The 14,127-nt window shown below is 73.3% G+C and carries 12 protein-coding genes; 8 read left to right on the plus strand and 4 right to left on the minus strand.

Annotated features, from left to right (window positions below; all coding sequences use genetic code 11):
* Positions 1–19: 19 nt before the first annotated feature.
* Positions 20–697, minus strand: a complete 678-nt coding sequence (locus tag DDJ31_RS25805; RefSeq protein WP_127177996.1) for a spermidine synthase — start codon at positions 695–697, stop codon at positions 20–22.
* Between the two features lie 256 nt (positions 698–953).
* Here DDJ31_RS25805 and DDJ31_RS25810 point away from each other — a divergent pair, with 256 nt between their 5' ends.
* A complete protein-coding gene (locus tag DDJ31_RS25810) occupies positions 954–1,793 on the plus strand; it encodes a rhomboid-like protein (protein WP_240678078.1) in 840 nt (279 codons plus the stop codon).
* Positions 1,794–1,849: 56 nt separating this feature from the next.
* Here DDJ31_RS25810 and DDJ31_RS25815 read toward each other — a convergent pair whose 3' ends face one another.
* Complete coding sequence (locus DDJ31_RS25815) at positions 1,850–2,500, minus strand: GNAT family N-acetyltransferase (RefSeq protein WP_127177995.1); 651 nt, start codon at positions 2,498–2,500, stop codon at positions 1,850–1,852.
* A 177-nt stretch (positions 2,501–2,677) separates the two neighbouring features.
* Here DDJ31_RS25815 and lon point away from each other — a divergent pair, with 177 nt between their 5' ends.
* Positions 2,678–5,107 carry an endopeptidase La gene (lon, locus tag DDJ31_RS25820; RefSeq protein ID WP_127177994.1) on the plus strand — a complete coding sequence of 810 codons (2,430 nt, stop codon included), beginning with the start codon at positions 2,678–2,680 and terminating at the stop codon, positions 5,105–5,107.
* A gap of 172 nt (positions 5,108–5,279) precedes the next feature.
* On the opposite strand, the gene DDJ31_RS25825 is transcribed toward lon, so the two are convergent.
* Positions 5,280–6,104 carry a lysozyme gene (locus DDJ31_RS25825; RefSeq protein ID WP_127177993.1) on the minus strand — a complete coding sequence of 275 codons (825 nt, stop codon included), beginning with the start codon at positions 6,102–6,104 and terminating at the stop codon, positions 5,280–5,282.
* Positions 6,105–6,478: 374 nt separating this feature from the next.
* On the opposite strand from DDJ31_RS25825, the gene DDJ31_RS25830 reads away from it, so the two are divergent.
* Positions 6,479–6,964, plus strand: a complete 486-nt coding sequence (locus tag DDJ31_RS25830; RefSeq protein WP_127177992.1) for a MarR family winged helix-turn-helix transcriptional regulator — start codon at positions 6,479–6,481, stop codon at positions 6,962–6,964.
* A 123-nt stretch (positions 6,965–7,087) separates the two neighbouring features.
* Here DDJ31_RS25830 and DDJ31_RS25835 read toward each other — a convergent pair whose 3' ends face one another.
* Positions 7,088–7,873: a protein phosphatase 2C domain-containing protein gene (locus DDJ31_RS25835; protein WP_127177991.1), complete on the minus strand. Its 786-nt coding sequence runs from the start codon at positions 7,871–7,873 to the stop codon at positions 7,088–7,090.
* 418 nt (positions 7,874–8,291) lie between these two features.
* Here DDJ31_RS25835 and DDJ31_RS25840 point away from each other — a divergent pair, with 418 nt between their 5' ends.
* The 5 genes from DDJ31_RS25840 to DDJ31_RS25860 all read left to right on the plus strand — a co-directional run bounded on the left by DDJ31_RS25840 (position 8,292) and on the right by DDJ31_RS25860 (position 14,119).
* Positions 8,292–11,234 carry a nitrate- and nitrite sensing domain-containing protein gene (locus DDJ31_RS25840; protein WP_240678077.1) on the plus strand — a complete coding sequence of 981 codons (2,943 nt, stop codon included), beginning with the start codon at positions 8,292–8,294 and terminating at the stop codon, positions 11,232–11,234.
* Positions 11,231–11,734, plus strand: coding sequence for a roadblock/LC7 domain-containing protein (locus DDJ31_RS25845; protein ID WP_127177990.1), 504 nt, complete (start codon positions 11,231–11,233; stop codon positions 11,732–11,734). Before DDJ31_RS25840 ends, DDJ31_RS25845 begins: the two co-directional genes overlap by 4 nt.
* Entirely contained in the window at positions 11,731–12,144 is a 414-nt protein-coding gene (locus tag DDJ31_RS25850) for a DUF742 domain-containing protein (protein WP_127177989.1), read from the plus strand. Before DDJ31_RS25845 ends, DDJ31_RS25850 begins: the two co-directional genes overlap by 4 nt.
* Positions 12,125–12,784: a GTP-binding protein gene (locus DDJ31_RS25855; RefSeq protein ID WP_127177988.1), complete on the plus strand. Its 660-nt coding sequence runs from the start codon at positions 12,125–12,127 to the stop codon at positions 12,782–12,784. Before DDJ31_RS25850 ends, DDJ31_RS25855 begins: the two co-directional genes overlap by 20 nt.
* Positions 12,785–12,865: 81 nt before the next feature.
* Positions 12,866–14,119, plus strand: coding sequence for a styrene monooxygenase/indole monooxygenase family protein (locus DDJ31_RS25860; RefSeq protein ID WP_127177987.1), 1,254 nt, complete (start codon positions 12,866–12,868; stop codon positions 14,117–14,119).
* Positions 14,120–14,127 lie beyond the last annotated feature (8 nt).

A 14,127-nucleotide genomic window follows, 5' to 3' on the forward strand; every position in this document is an offset into this window, starting at 1 on the left:
GGGAGTGACCGCGCCTCGGCTATTCAGGTCGGACGGCGAGATGCACGACGTCGGGTACGCCCCGGGCAACCGGGATCTCTTCGGTACGCACCTGCTGGAAACCGGCATTCCGTAGGGTTCCTTCGAAATCCGCGGAGGGCTGGGCCGACCACACCGCCAGTACCCCGCCCGGGGTCAGCACGCGCGCGCAGTCGGCGAGTCCGGCCGGCCGGTAGAGGCCGTCGTTGTCCTCGGTGACGGTCCAGCCGGGGCCGTTGTCGATGTCCAGGCAGAGGAGGTCGTAGGTGGCGGACGTCTCACGCAGGTGGGCGAGGAGGTCGCCGCGCTCGATCCGGGTGCGCGGGTCGGCGAGCGCCTCGGCGGAGATCGCGGCGAGCGGTCCCGCGCGGTGCCAGTCGACGATGGCCGGTTCCCGCTCGACGACGGTGATCGCGCCGAACCGCGCGTCGGCCGCCGCGTGGGCGAGCGAGAAGCCGACGCCGAGACCGCCGATGAGCACCGAAGGCCGCTCGCGGGGGCCGAGCGCGGCGAGCGCCGCGTCCACCAGCAGCCGTTCCGAGCGGCCGTCCGAGGTGTCCATGAGGAAGCAGCCGTTGGCGATGATCTGCAACAGCTCGCCGTGTCTGCGGAGCACGACCTCGCCGTACGGCCCCTCGCGGCGGTCGAGGACGACAGGCCCGGTGTCTGTGGCGGTCATCGCTCCATCCTGCCCGAACAGGGGCCGAAGGCCACGGGAATTCCCGGTGCCGGACAACCCGAACGAGCGAGCGCCCGGCACGGCCGCCGCCCTCGCCCGACCAGGCTCCTTGCACAGCTCGTGGACAGCTCGTTGACAACTCGCAGGCGCAGACTCGGTGCCGAAGGCCGCCGTGGCCGGCGGCGCGTGTGACGCCGGTCATGGACAGTGGCCCGCGGCCCCCGAAGGCTGGGCCGGAACGGAAGGAGCGCTCGCCGTGGAACCCGTCGCGGCCGTGCAGGCCGACCCGAAACCCGCGGGCCCGCCGCCGCTCCTGGACGGCATGCCCCGCCAGCGCGTCACCCCCGCGCTCGCGCTCGCCGTGACCCCTGCCACCGGCACGGCCCCGGCCTCGGCCCCGGCAGATCAGGACCCGGGGCGCCGGCTCGCCGTCGCGCGCGGGCTCCCGCGCCCCTGGCGGCTGCTGCCGACCCCGGCCGGGACGCCGTTCACCTTCGGGTACGCGCTCGTCCTCGCCGCCACCTCGCTCTTCGTCGAGCACGCCGACCCGTCCCTGGTGCGCGCCCTGCACGAGGCCACCAGCACCGACGTCGCCCACCTGGTGCGGGCGCCGGTGCCGGTGCTGCTGGGCAGCGCGCTCTGGGTGGTGGGCGGCTTCACCTCGCCGTACGCGTGCGGGTTCCTGCTCGCGCTGACCGCCCTGGAACGGCGGATCGGCGGGGTCAGGGCCCTGGTCGTCTTCCTGCTCGGGCATGTCCTCGCGACCCTGGTCACCGAGGGCTCGGTGGGTGTCGCCGTGCTGTTCGGGCGGCTGCCCGACAGCTCCCTGCACCGGATGGACTACGGCATCAGCTTCGGCGTCGCGGCGAGCGTCGGCGCGCTCTGCGGGCTGCTGCCGCACGTGCTGCGCTGGCCGGTGCTCGCCCTGTACGCCTGGGAGCTGGTGGAGGCCCTGATCGCCTTCGCCGACCCGATGACGGACTGGGGTCATCTGCTGGCCCTGACGATCGGCGTGGCGACCTGGCCCCTGGTCCGCCGCTGGAGCGGGGAGCGGCGCGGGAGCGGAGAGCGGCGCGGGAGGGCAGCCGCCGCCTGAGCGGCACGGTGGCGGCGCCCCACCCGGCGTACGGAGGCCCCTCGCCCCCCGGCTCCCTACACCCCCACGAACTTCGCGCTCGTCAGGGGAGCCGACGTGCGCCAGCCCAGGGCCTTGTACAGGGCCTGGCCCTCCGGGGTGCCCGCGAGGACGCCGGTGCGGGCGCCGTGTTCGGCTGCCGTGCGCTGCAAGGTGCGCACCACCAGGGAGCCGAGGCCCTTGCGGCGGTGCGCGGGGGCCGTCTCGACCCGGTCGAGGACCGCCGTGGGTCCGGTCGGGGTGATCTGGCCGCGCGCCGCGAGGGCGCCGTCCGGGGCTGTGACCAGCGCCTGGGTGACGGTGCCGCGGGTCCAGCCGCGCAGCCGGTAGCCGTCGGGCAGCGCCAAGGGCGCGGTCGCCGCCGGGGCCAGCGGCACGGACATCAGGCAGCCGGGCGCCGGGTCGACCCACCAGCCGGGGCCGAGCCACTTCCCGACCAGCTCGGGTGGCGCGAACACCTTGAGCCAGACCCCGTAGCCGGTCACGCCGTCCGCGACCGTCCGCACGACGGCCTCCTCGACGTCGTCGTTCACGGCGCCGACGACATGGCGGCGGACGTGCTCGGTCTGGCCGACGTCGATGGTCCAGCCCCAGCTCTCGGCGACCGGCTCGGCGGCGCCGCGGGACACGGTCCAGCCGTCCACCCAGGCCCGCACGAGGTCGTCCATGTCATCTCCCTGTAATGATTGACCGTGGTTCGAGAGTGTTACCGCGCGGTGATCGTAGGCGGCCGCTCCTCCCCGGTGGCAGCCCCGATCGCTGACAGCGAACAACGGCACGGGAACATTCGGCGCCGCTCCGGCATTGAGTCGGCATAGCTCAACTTGACTGCCGAAGGGGAGATCATGGCTGCTGAGTCCACGGCGTTCACCTCGCTCACTCTGCCCGTACTGCCGCTCGACGGCGAGGTCGTGCTGCCCGGAATGGTGGTGCCGCTGGACCTGAGCGACGCCGATGTCCGCGCCGCGGTGGAGGCCGCCCAGGCCGCCGCCGGTGCCGAGCCGGGCAAGCCCCGGGTGCTGCTGGTGCCCAGGATCGACGGCGCCTACCCGGGCATCGGTGTGCTCGGCACCGTCGAACAGGTCGGCCGGCTCGCCGACGGCGATCCCGGCGCCCTGATCAGGGGCCGCTCGCGGGTCCGGATCGGCGCGGGCACCACCGGCCCAGGCGCCGCCCTCTGGGTCGAGGGCACCCGCGTCGACGAGACGGTGCCCGAGCCGCTGCCCGGCCACGCGGCCGAACTGGTCACGGAGTACAAGGCCCTCGCCACCGCCTGGCTGCGCAAGCGCGGCGCCTGGCAGGTCGTCGACCGCGTCCAGGCCATCGACGACGTCTCCCAGCTCGCCGACAACTCCGGATACTCGCCGTTCCTGACCACCGACCAGAAGGTCGAGCTGCTGGAGGCCACCGACCCGGTGGCCCGGCTCAAGCTCGCCACCCAGCAGCTGCGCGACCACCTCGCCGAGCAGGACGTCGCCGAGACGATCGCCAAGGATGTCCAGGAGGGCGTCGACAAGCAGCAGCGCGAGTTCCTGCTCCGCCGCCAGCTGGAGGCGGTCCGCAAGGAGCTGCGCGAGCTGAACGGCGACGGCGCCGACACCGGTGAGGAGTCCGACGACTACCGGGCCCGGGTGGAGGCCGCCGACCTGCCCGAGCGGGTCCGCGAGGCCGCCCTCAAGGAGGTCGACAAGCTGGAGCGCTCCTCCGACCAGTCGCCCGAGGGCTCCTGGATCCGCACCTGGCTCGACACCGTCCTCGAACTGCCCTGGAACGAGCGGACGGAGGACTCCTACGACATCCAGGGGGCCCGTTCCGTCCTGGACGCCGAGCACGCGGGCCTCGCGGACGTGAAGGAGCGCATCACCGAGTACCTGGCCGTCCGCAAGCGCCGCGGCGAACGCGGCCTCGGGGTGATCGGGGGCAGGCGCGGCGGCGCGGTCCTGGCCCTCGTGGGGCCGCCCGGGGTCGGAAAGACCTCGCTCGGCGAATCGGTCGCGCACGCCATGGGCCGCAAGTTCGTCCGGGTCGCCCTCGGCGGAGTCCGGGACGAGGCGGAGATCCGCGGCCACCGGCGCACCTACGTCGGCGCGCTGCCCGGCCGGATCGTCCGGGCCGTCAAGGAGGCCGGTTCGATGAACCCGGTCGTCCTGCTCGACGAGATCGACAAGGTCGGCTCCGACTTCCGCGGCGACCCCGCCGCAGCCCTGCTCGAAGTCCTCGACCCGGCCCAGAACCACACCTTCCGCGACCACTACCTGGAGGTCGAACTCGACCTGTCCGACGTGGTGTTCCTCGCCACCGCCAACGTCCTCGAAGCCATCCCCGAGGCGCTCCTCGACCGGATGGAACTGGTCCGCCTCGACGGCTACACCGAGGACGAGAAGGTCGTCATCGCCCGCGACCACCTGCTCCCGCGCCAGCTGGAGCGGGCCGGTCTCGCCGCCGACGAGGTGACCCTCCAGGAGAGCGCGCTGCGCAAGCTGGCGGGCGAGTACACCCGCGAGGCGGGCGTGCGCACCCTGGAGCGGTCGATCGCCCGGCTGCTGCGCAAGATCGCCGCCCAGCACGAACTGGGCGAGCGGGAGCTGCCGTTCACCGTCACCGACGGTGAGCTGCGCGGTCTGATCGGCCGGCCGCACCATGTGCCGGAGTCCGCGCAGGACCCGGCCGAGCGCCGCACCGCGGTGCCCGGCGTGGCCACCGGCCTCGCGGTGACCGGGGCGGGCGGCGACGTGCTCTACGTCGAGGCGTCCCTCGCCGACCCGGAGACCGGCGCGGCGGGCCTGACCCTGACGGGCCAGCTGGGCGACGTGATGAAGGAGTCGGCGCGGATCGCGCTGAGCTTCCTGCGCTCGCGCGGCGCCGAACTGGAGCTGCCGGTCGGCGACCTGAAGGACCGGGGCGTGCACATCCACTTCCCGGCGGGCGCGGTCCCCAAGGACGGCCCGAGCGCCGGCGTCACCATGACGACGGCCCTGGCGTCGCTGCTCTCCGGACGCCTGGTGCGCACGGACGTGGCGATGACCGGCGAGGTCTCGCTGACCGGGCGGGTGCTGCCGATCGGCGGCGTCAAGCAGAAGCTGCTGGCCGCCCAGCGCGCGGGCGTCACCACGGTGATCATCCCCAAGCGCAACGAGGCCGATCTGGACGACGTCCCGGCGGAGGTGCTGGAGAAGCTGGACGTGCACACCGTCACGGACGTCCGCCAGGTCCTCGAGCTGGCGCTCGCACCGGCGGTGAGCGGCGCGGCGTCGGAGGTTCCGGCGGCGGCGTGACGGACGCCGTCGGAGCGGTGAGGCCCGGGTCCCGAGCGGGGTCCGGGCCTTTCCCGCGCCCGCGCGGAGGCTGCGGCGAGACGGATGGACGCCCGGGTGGGGAGACGCTTCCCGCGCCCGCGCGGAGGTTTCGCGGTCCGGGCGGCGCCGGGTGCGCCGCCCGCGCGGGCGCTCAGCCGTTGGCGAGGGCGACGACCCGGTCGAGGGCGCCGTTGAACTTGTCGTGGTCGCCGACGGTCGGCCCTGACGACGTGTACTGCCACATCGTGTAGTACGGCCAGCCGGCCGGGAGCGTGCCCGGGTCGGAGGCGTAGCGGGCGACCCACAGCGGGTTGGCGGTGGCGAAGCCCGCGTAGTCGCCCGTGCACTGGCTCCACCAGCTGGCGGCCGTGTAGATCACCGCGTCCCGCCCGGTGCGCGACCGGTAGGTGTTCAGGAAGTCGGCGATCCAACTGACCATCGCGCTCGCCGACTTGCCGTAGCAGGCGTCGCCGTAAGGGTTCCACTCGATGTCGAGGACGCCCGGCAGCGTCTTGCCGTCCTTGGACCAGCCGCCGCCGTTCGCGACGAAGTAGTTGGCCTGGGTGGCGCCGGACGTGGTGTCCGGGGTCGCGAAGTGGTAGGCGCCGCGGATCATGCCGACGTCGTAGGAGCCGTTGTACTGCTGGGCGAAGTACGGGTTGGTGTAGTAGGTGCCCTCCGTCGCCTTGGTGTAGGCCCAGCGCACCCCGCTGCTCCACAGCGTGGACCAGGCGACGTTGCCCTGGTAGCCGGAGACGTCGACGCCCTCGGTCTGGGTGGCGTCGCCGGTGGTGGGGCTGCCCGCGCTGCCGTCATGGGCGAGGACGCCCATGCCCAGGTAGGCGGAGCCGCGGGCGGGCGTGGCCGCGGCCGAGGCCGGGACCGCGCAGGTCAGACAGAGGGCGGCGAGCAGGAGCGCGCCGACGAGGGAGCGGGCGGTCCTGCGGCGGGGCGGACCGGGTCTGCGCAGGGGCATGGCATGCCTTTCGAAAGGCCGGTGGTGCACGGTGGGGGGAGGAGCTGCGGGGAGCGGGGGCGCGGGTGCTCGGGTATGCAGATACGCGGGCGTGCCGATATGGGGGCGTGCGGGTGCGCGGATATGCGGGTGCGCGGATATGCGGATACTCGGGTACACGGCTCCGTGCGCTGGTGGCGTGCGCATGCCAGTGGGTGCCTGTCGTCGACGCTACGCACGTAGACCGGCCACTGGGAAGAGGGCCCGGACGACGCCGTTGGTCTACGCCTGCGAAATACTTGCCGAGCTGCGGCGATGACGGCGCCCGGCGGAAACTTTCAGGACCGGGAAACCGGACCGGGTGACCGGCCGGGACAACCTAGGCAGGGGCTGACGTGCACGGAAGCGGAAACGGCGACGCACACCGGGGCGAAGCGGTGGTGGCCGGCGCCGACCAGGAGTACCTGTCCCTCGAACGCGAGCTGACCGTCCTGCTGCGGCGCGCCCGCGCCAACCAGGGCGAGATGGCCCGCGAGGTCCACCCCGACCTGGAGCCCGCCGCCTACGGCCTGCTGGTCCGCCTCGACGAGTACGGCCGCCAGCGCGCCACCGAGCTGGCCGGTTACATCGGCGTCGGCAAGGCCACCATGTCCCGCCAGCTGCGCGCCCTCGAGGACCTGGGCCTGGTCGCCCGCGAACCCGATCCGGCGGACGGCCGCGCCTGGCTCGTCCACCTCACCGACGAGGGCCGCAGCCGGGTCGGCCGGGTCCGCGAGGCCCGCCGCGCCCGCTACGTCAGCCAGCTCAACCACTGGGACCGCCGCGAGGTCGCCGAACTCGCCCGGCTGCTCGCCCAGTTGAACGGCGTCATGGAACGCTGACCGACGGACGGTGACCAGCGGACGCCGAGCGACGAGAGCCGACCGGCCCGCTCCCGAGAGACCGACGGGCCTGCGCGCACCGCGCACCGGCCGCCGTCCGCCGTGGCCCGCCCCCGCCGCCGTTCACAGCTCCGCGTACACCACCGTCGCGTCGTCGTGCGTCTTGCTCCGGCGCAGGAACACCCGCCCGGTGTCTGCCCGTTCCAGCACCCGCACCCGCTCCACCAGCGCCTCCGCGCCCTCCGCGCGGACCACGTCGAGGCAGTCGGCCCAACCGCCCTCACGGAACGTCTCCACCCAGCGCGTCGCCCCGTCGGTCAGCGCCACCAGGGCCCGCACCTCAGACCTTGGCAGCGTGCCCGTGACCGCGCGGGCGGCCACCGAGGGATCGGCGGCCGCCGTGAAGAACCCGCCCTCCCTGTTGCGGAGTTCGGCGTCGACCATGGCGTCCGTGGCCAGCGCCGAGCGGGGCAGCCGGGCCAACCGGTCGTCGAGGAACGGCGTGACCTTCCCGTCGGGGGACTCGACGAGCAGCGCCGAGTCCGACAGCACCAGATACTCGACGGCGTCGCCCTGCCACCGCGCCAGCACCACCGTGGCCTGCGGGGTTCGTGGGTGAGAAAGGTCACAGGTGTCCGCGTGGAGCCCCGCCGTGCGCCCGATGGCGTGGGCCAGCGCCTCCGCCAGTGGCATATCCGGGCGGGAAACGGTCAGTTCGGTCAGCGCCCCGCCGAGCCGCGCCGTGAACCACGGGACCGAATGCAGACACCCCGTCGCCCCCCGCGGCGGGGTGACTCCGTCCAGGACGACGACCGTGCCGCCGCGGCCGGACGCGGGAAGCAGGACCCCGGCGAAGTCCTCGTTGGGGCGGGCGGGATCACCGGGCTCCGACACAAGTTCCGTACGCATCCAGCCAGTCTGCACGATGCCTTCACAAGCTCAGCCAAAGGCTGGCATCGCCGCGCGAATTGACGTGACCGCGCAGGTCAGACGCCTGTTTTGCGGGGTAATCCACCACCCGTCCACCGCGCGGCGGCACATAGTGCCATCGCCCGCCGCCGACGTCCAACCGGCCCACCGGCGGCGCCCGCGGGAACACGTCGCGTGACTTGCCCGCCAACTCCCCTCCGATGTTCACTCCTTCGGGTGGCGGAGCGGTTGATGCGCGGCCACCGCCCACCGGCGCTGGGAAGGTCGGGGCCCGGTGAAGGCAGCCCCCGCTCGCCACCAGGCCGAGCACTTGGGGGAAGGTGTACACGCGGTTCGGCATCGTGTGACGCGATGTCACCCGGGTGATGGGTTTCACGAGTCAGGAATGCGAGCACCGGTGCAGAAGACGCGGCCTCGTCGCACAGGCAAGCAGACGGACCCCGCGGTGGGCGCGGAGCGCGTCCCCGAGACCGGCGGACCCGTCATCGGCAAGGGCCGCCCCACCCACGTACGCAACCGGCTCATCATCGCCGTGACCGTCGTGGCCGCCGCCATCGCCGCGGCCGGCGCGCCCTCCGTGCTCGCCGCCTCCGGGCAGCTCAAGGACGCCCAGGAGCTGGTGACGCTCGCCGGGCAGACCAAGGACGCCCTCGGCCTCGCCCACTCGCTGGCCGACGAACGCGACGAGGTCACCGCGTGGATCGCGGCCGGCCGCGCCAAGTCGAAGACGCCCACCGAGCAGCGCAGCGCCCGCGTCGACCGGCAGGTCGAGGAACTCCGCGCCGACACGGCCACCTCCGCCGACCTGCGCGCCGACCTGGACGCCGTCGCCACCCTGCGCCGCAACGCCCTCACCGGCCGCAGCAGCGCCCTGGAGGCCCACGACGCCTACTCGGCCGCCATCACCGAACTCCACCGGCTCGCCGAGCAGCTCGCCGACCAGATCCCGCCCAGGGCCGGATCGGGCGCCCACGCGCTCGCCGAACTGGACTCCGCCGTCCAGCAGGCCGCCGCCGCCCGCGGTCTGCTGCTCGCCGCGCTCAGCGTGCCGCGCACCACCCAGACCGTCATCGACCCGCTCACCGGGCTGCCGTCGACGACCACCTCCTCCACCGCGTCCGACGCCAAGCAGCGCGACGCCCTCACCGCCGCCGCCCAGCAGGCCAGGCTGCGCTCCGACGCGGCGCTCTCCGACTTCCGCGACACCGCCCCCAAGGCCACCCGCGCCTCCTACGACTCCACGGTCACCGGCCCCGAGGTCAACTCCGCCGAGAAGTACCTCGCCGCCCTCACCGACCAGCCGACGCTCTCCGACTCCGAGCTGGGCACCAACGCCACCAAGGCCGAGGCCGCGCTCTCCGCCCGCGTCGACCTGATGCGCGGCGCCGAGTCCGCCCTCTACGAGCGCAGGACCAAGGACCTCGCGGGGCTCCGCGACGACGACGTCACCGCCCTGGAGATCCGGATCGCGGCCCTCGGCGCGCTGCTGCTGCTCGCCGTCGGCGTCGCCACCGCCATGGCCCGCACCCTCACCCGCCCGCTCGCCGTGCTGCGCCTCGGCTCGGCGCGGCTGGCCGAGGCGGAGAACCCGGCCGCCGAGGAACCCGTCGCGTTCACCGGCCGCAACGACGAGTTCGCCCGCGCCATCCGCTCCGTCAACACCCTGCACGCGCACGCCGTCGCCCTGCACGAGCGGGTCACCACGCTGGAGTCCGACCGCAAGCACCTGGTCGGACAGCGCCAGCGGATGGCCGACGCCCGCGAGGAGCTGCGCGCCGAAGTCGCCGACTCCAGCGACCAGTTGGACAAGCTGCGGGAGAGCATCGGCTCCACCTTCGTCAACCTCGCGCTGCGCACGCTGGGGCTCGTCGAGCGCCAACTCGCCGTCATCGAGGGCCTGGAGGAGCGCGAGCAGGACCCGGAGCGGCTCGCCACCCTCTTCAAGCTCGACCACTTCGCCACCGTGATGCGCCGGCACAGCGAGAACCTCCTGGTGCTGGCCGGCACCGAACACGTCCAGCAGAGCGCGGGCCCGGTCCCGCTGATCGACGTGGTCCGCGCCGCCGTCAGCGAGATCGAGCGCTACGAGCGGGTCCGGATCTCCGCGCTGCCGCCGCACGCGCACGTGGCCGGGTTCGCCGCCGACGACCTCTCCCACCTGCTCGCCGAACTGATGGAGAACGCCACCTCGTTCTCGCCGCCCGACCTGCCCGTCGAGGTCTCCGGCTGGCTCCTGGAGAACGGCGAGGTGATGCTCTCCGTGCAGGACGAGGGCATCGGCATGACCGCCGAGCGGATGGGCCGGCTCAACACCCGTCTCGCCGAGTTCGACCCGGAGTCGCCCTACGACCAGGAGGGCGAGGAGGGGCTCGGCCTCGGCCTGTACGTCGTCGCCCGGCTCGCCCACCGGCACGGGGTGCGCGTCAAGCTGCGCGAGCAGAAGCAGGGCGGGATCGCCGCCGTCGCCGTCCTCCCGACGACGCTGCTGGCCACCGCGCCGTCGGCGGCTGTGCCCGCCCCGGCCGCCGCGCCCGCCGCCGCCCCGTCGGTCTCGCTGCCGGGCGCCGACGCCGAGGCCAACTCCAACGTCCTGCACGCCCGCGCCCCGCACGCCGACCCGCTGGTCGCCCTGGCGGAGGACGCCGTCCGCGAGGCGCACCCCGACCTCGCCCAGGACACACCGGCCGAGCCGAGCCCCGCCCCGGCCGGGGACGCCCCGGCCGAGCCGCACCCCGAGCCGGGCACCGAGGCGCACCCCGAGACGACGATGGAACTCTTCGTCCCGGCCCAGGAGAAGCCGGCCCGGGAGAAGCCGGCCCGGGAGAAGCCGGCCCGGGAGAAGCCAGCCCAGGAGAACCCGGCCCAAGAGCGGCCGGCCCAGGAGAACCCGGCCAAGGAGCAGCCGCAGGAGCCGGCCGCGCCCGAGGCCGCCGACCGTCCCGCGCCCGAGGCCGCCGACCGTCCCGCCGGGAGCGCGGGCGGCAGCGCGAGCGCGGGCACCGCCCATGACCGGGCCGCGGCGGACCCGGCGGCGGGGAGCGCGGCCGAGCACCAGCGTGCCGAGGACGACGACGAGGTCACCGACAAGGGCCTCCCCAAGCGCACCCCGAAGATCACCGAACCGGCTCCCCAGCAGCGCCCGCACAACGCGTCCCTTGACGCCGACGCACTCCGCCGCCGTCTCGGTGGCTTCCGCCGGGGGGCGGAGGCCGGTCACCGCGACGTCCAGGCGGAAATCGCCGAACACACCGGAGAGGCGACGCCACCGGCCGCGTCCCGCACCGGCTCGGCCACCGCAGAAGAAGCCACGGGGGGCCCTGTCGAGGAGGCAAGCAGTTGACCGCGTCCAGTACCTTCGGGCTGAGCAGCGAGGCCCGCAATCTGCACTGGCTGTTGACGAACCTCGTCGAGGAGGTGCCCGGTATCGAGTCGGTCGCCGTGGTCTCCTCCGACGGGCTGCTCCTGCTCTCCTCCGACCCCGACCGCAACGACGAGGCCAGGCAGCCGGGCGCGGGCCGGTCGGGCGGACCGCGCGGCTCGGCCGCCGACCTCGCCACCGTCGTCTCCGGCATCGGCAGCCTCACCATCGGCACCGCCAAGCTGATGGACTTCGGCACGGTCAAGCACACCATGGTCGCGATGGACGAGGGCAGCCTGTTCGTCATGTCGATCAGCGACGGCTCGCTGCTCGGCGTGCACGGCTCGGCGGACTGCGACATGAGCGTCGTCGCCTACCACATGGCGCTGTTCGTCGGCCGGGCCGGCCATGTGCTGACGCCCGAACTCCGCAGCGAGCTACGGAAATCCCTGGAGACCGAGTCGGCCGGGAGTACCCGATGACCAGTACCCCCAAGTCGCAGCTGCCGGTCCGCGGCGGGGACCGCAAGCCCGCCCGGGTCCGGCCCTACTCGCTCACCGGCGGCCGCACCCGCTTCGGACACGTCCTGCTCGTCGAGACGTTCGTGGCGGCGCTCGAAGCCCCCGAGGAGCGCAAGGAACTGACGGGGCGTCAGCTCAGCAGCCGGGTCATGCCGGAGATGCTGGCCATCGTCGAACTCTGCCGCCGTATGCGCACGGTGGCCGAGATCGCCGCGCTGCTGAAGATGCCGCTCGGCGTGGTCCGCGTGCTCCTGAGCGATCTCGCGGACCAGGGAAAGATCCGTGTGTACGGAACCGGCACCGGCCACGGCACAGGCCGTCCGGACCGCGCTCTGCTGGAAAGGGTGCTGAGTGGACTCCGTCGTCTCTGACGTCACCGACGCCGCCCGGGGCGTCACCCCTCTCGTCGAGGGTGTCGCCGACACCGACGAGAACCTCAAGTCGTGGCAGACGGACCGCACCCGCGCCCCGGTCGCCACGAAGATCGTCGTGGCGGGCGGCTTCGGCGTCGGCAAGACGACGCTGGTCACCGCCGTCTCGGAGATCACGCCGTTGCAGACCGAGGCGCTGATGACCGAGGCGAGCGCGGAGACCGACGACCTCACCGCCACGCCGGGCAAGCTGACCACCACCGTGGCCATGGACTTCGGCCGCATCACGCTCGACGACGACCTGGTGCTCTACCTGTTCGGCACGCCGGGCCAGCAGCGGTTCTGGTTCATGTGGGACGACCTGGTGCGCGGCGCGATCGGCGCCGTCGTGCTGGCCGACACCCGCCGCCTGAAGGACTGCTTCCCGGCGCTCGACTACTTCGAGAGCTGCGGGCTGCCGTACGTCGTCGCCGTCAACCACTTCGACGGCAGCGAGCTGTTCCGGCCCGAGGACGTGCGGGAGGCGTTGACGATCCCCGCCCGCGTCCCTGTCATGATCATGGATGCCCGGCGCCGGATCTCGGCCATCGAGACCCTGCTCGCCCTCGTGGCCCACGCGCTCGAGGAGACCCCCGAGTAGCCGAGCGGTCCCGGGCCGCCCCGAGCGGTCCTGGCAGCCCGACCGTCCCGCCCTCGTCAGCCCGGTAGGAGACACCACCGCATGCGGAAGATACTCGTCGTGGGAGCCGGCCAGTCCGGACTCCAACTCGCCCTCGGACTCCTGTCGAACGGGTACGAGGTCACCCTGATGTCCAACCGGACGGCGGACGAGATCCGCACCGGCCGGGTCATGTCGACGCAGTGCATGTTCCACACCGCGCTCCAGCACGAGCGCGACCTCCAGCTGAACTTCTGGGAGTCCCAGGCCCCGCGGATCGAGGGCCTCGGCGTCTCGGTCGCCGCCCCCGGCTCCTTCGACCCCGGCCCCTCGCAGCGCGCGATCGACTGGGTCGGCAGGCTCGACGGCTACGCCCAGTCGGTCGACCAGCGGGTCAAGATGGCCGGCTGGATGGAGACGTTCGCGCAGCGCGGCGGCCAACTCGTCATCCACGGCGCGGCCGTCTCCGACCTCGACTACTTCTCCCGCGCCTACGACCTGGTCCTGGTCTCGGCGGGCAAGGGCGAGCTGGTCTCCATGTTCGGCCGGGACGCGGCCCGTTCGCCGTACAGCGAGCCGCAGCGCGCCCTCGCCGTGTCGTACGTGCACGGCCTGGGCCCGCGTCCCGAGCACCCGGAGTTCGACGCGGTCCGCTGCAACCTGGTGCCCGGCGTCGGCGAGTTGTTCGTGATGCCGACGCTGACCACCTCGGGCCGCGCCGACATCCTGTTCTGGGAGGGCGTACCCGGCGGCCCGCTGGACGCCTTCGCCGGCGTCAAGGACCCGAACGAGCACCTCGCCCTGACCCTCGACCTGATGAAGACGTTCACGCCCTGGGAGCACGACCGCGCCACGAAGGCCGAACTGACCGACGCGGGCGGGGTTTTGGCGGGACGGTACGCGCCGACCGTGCGCAACCCGATCGGCCGGCTGCCCGGCGGCGGCCTGGTCCTGGGTGTCGCCGACGTCGTCGTCGCCAACGACCCGATCACCGGGCAGGGCTCCAACTCCGCGTCCAAGTGCGCCGCCGCGTACCTCGCGTCGATCCTGGAGCACGGCGACAGGGAGTTCGACGAAACCTTCATGCAGGCGACGTTCGACCGCTACTGGGAGACCGCGCGGCACGTCACCAAGTGGACCAACGCGATGCTGTCGCCGCCCCCGGAGCACGTCCTGAACCTGATCGGCGCGGCCGGCCAACTCCAGCCCGCCGCCGACCGGTTCGCCAACGGCTTCGACAACCCGGCGGACTTCGAGAACTTCTTCTACGAGCCCGAGAAGACGAACGCGTACCTGGCTTCGCTGACCGGCGCGTAACCGCCGCC

The sequence above is a fragment of the Streptomyces griseoviridis genome (assembly GCF_005222485.1).
Lineage (GTDB): Bacteria > Actinomycetota > Actinomycetes > Streptomycetales > Streptomycetaceae > Streptomyces > Streptomyces hintoniae.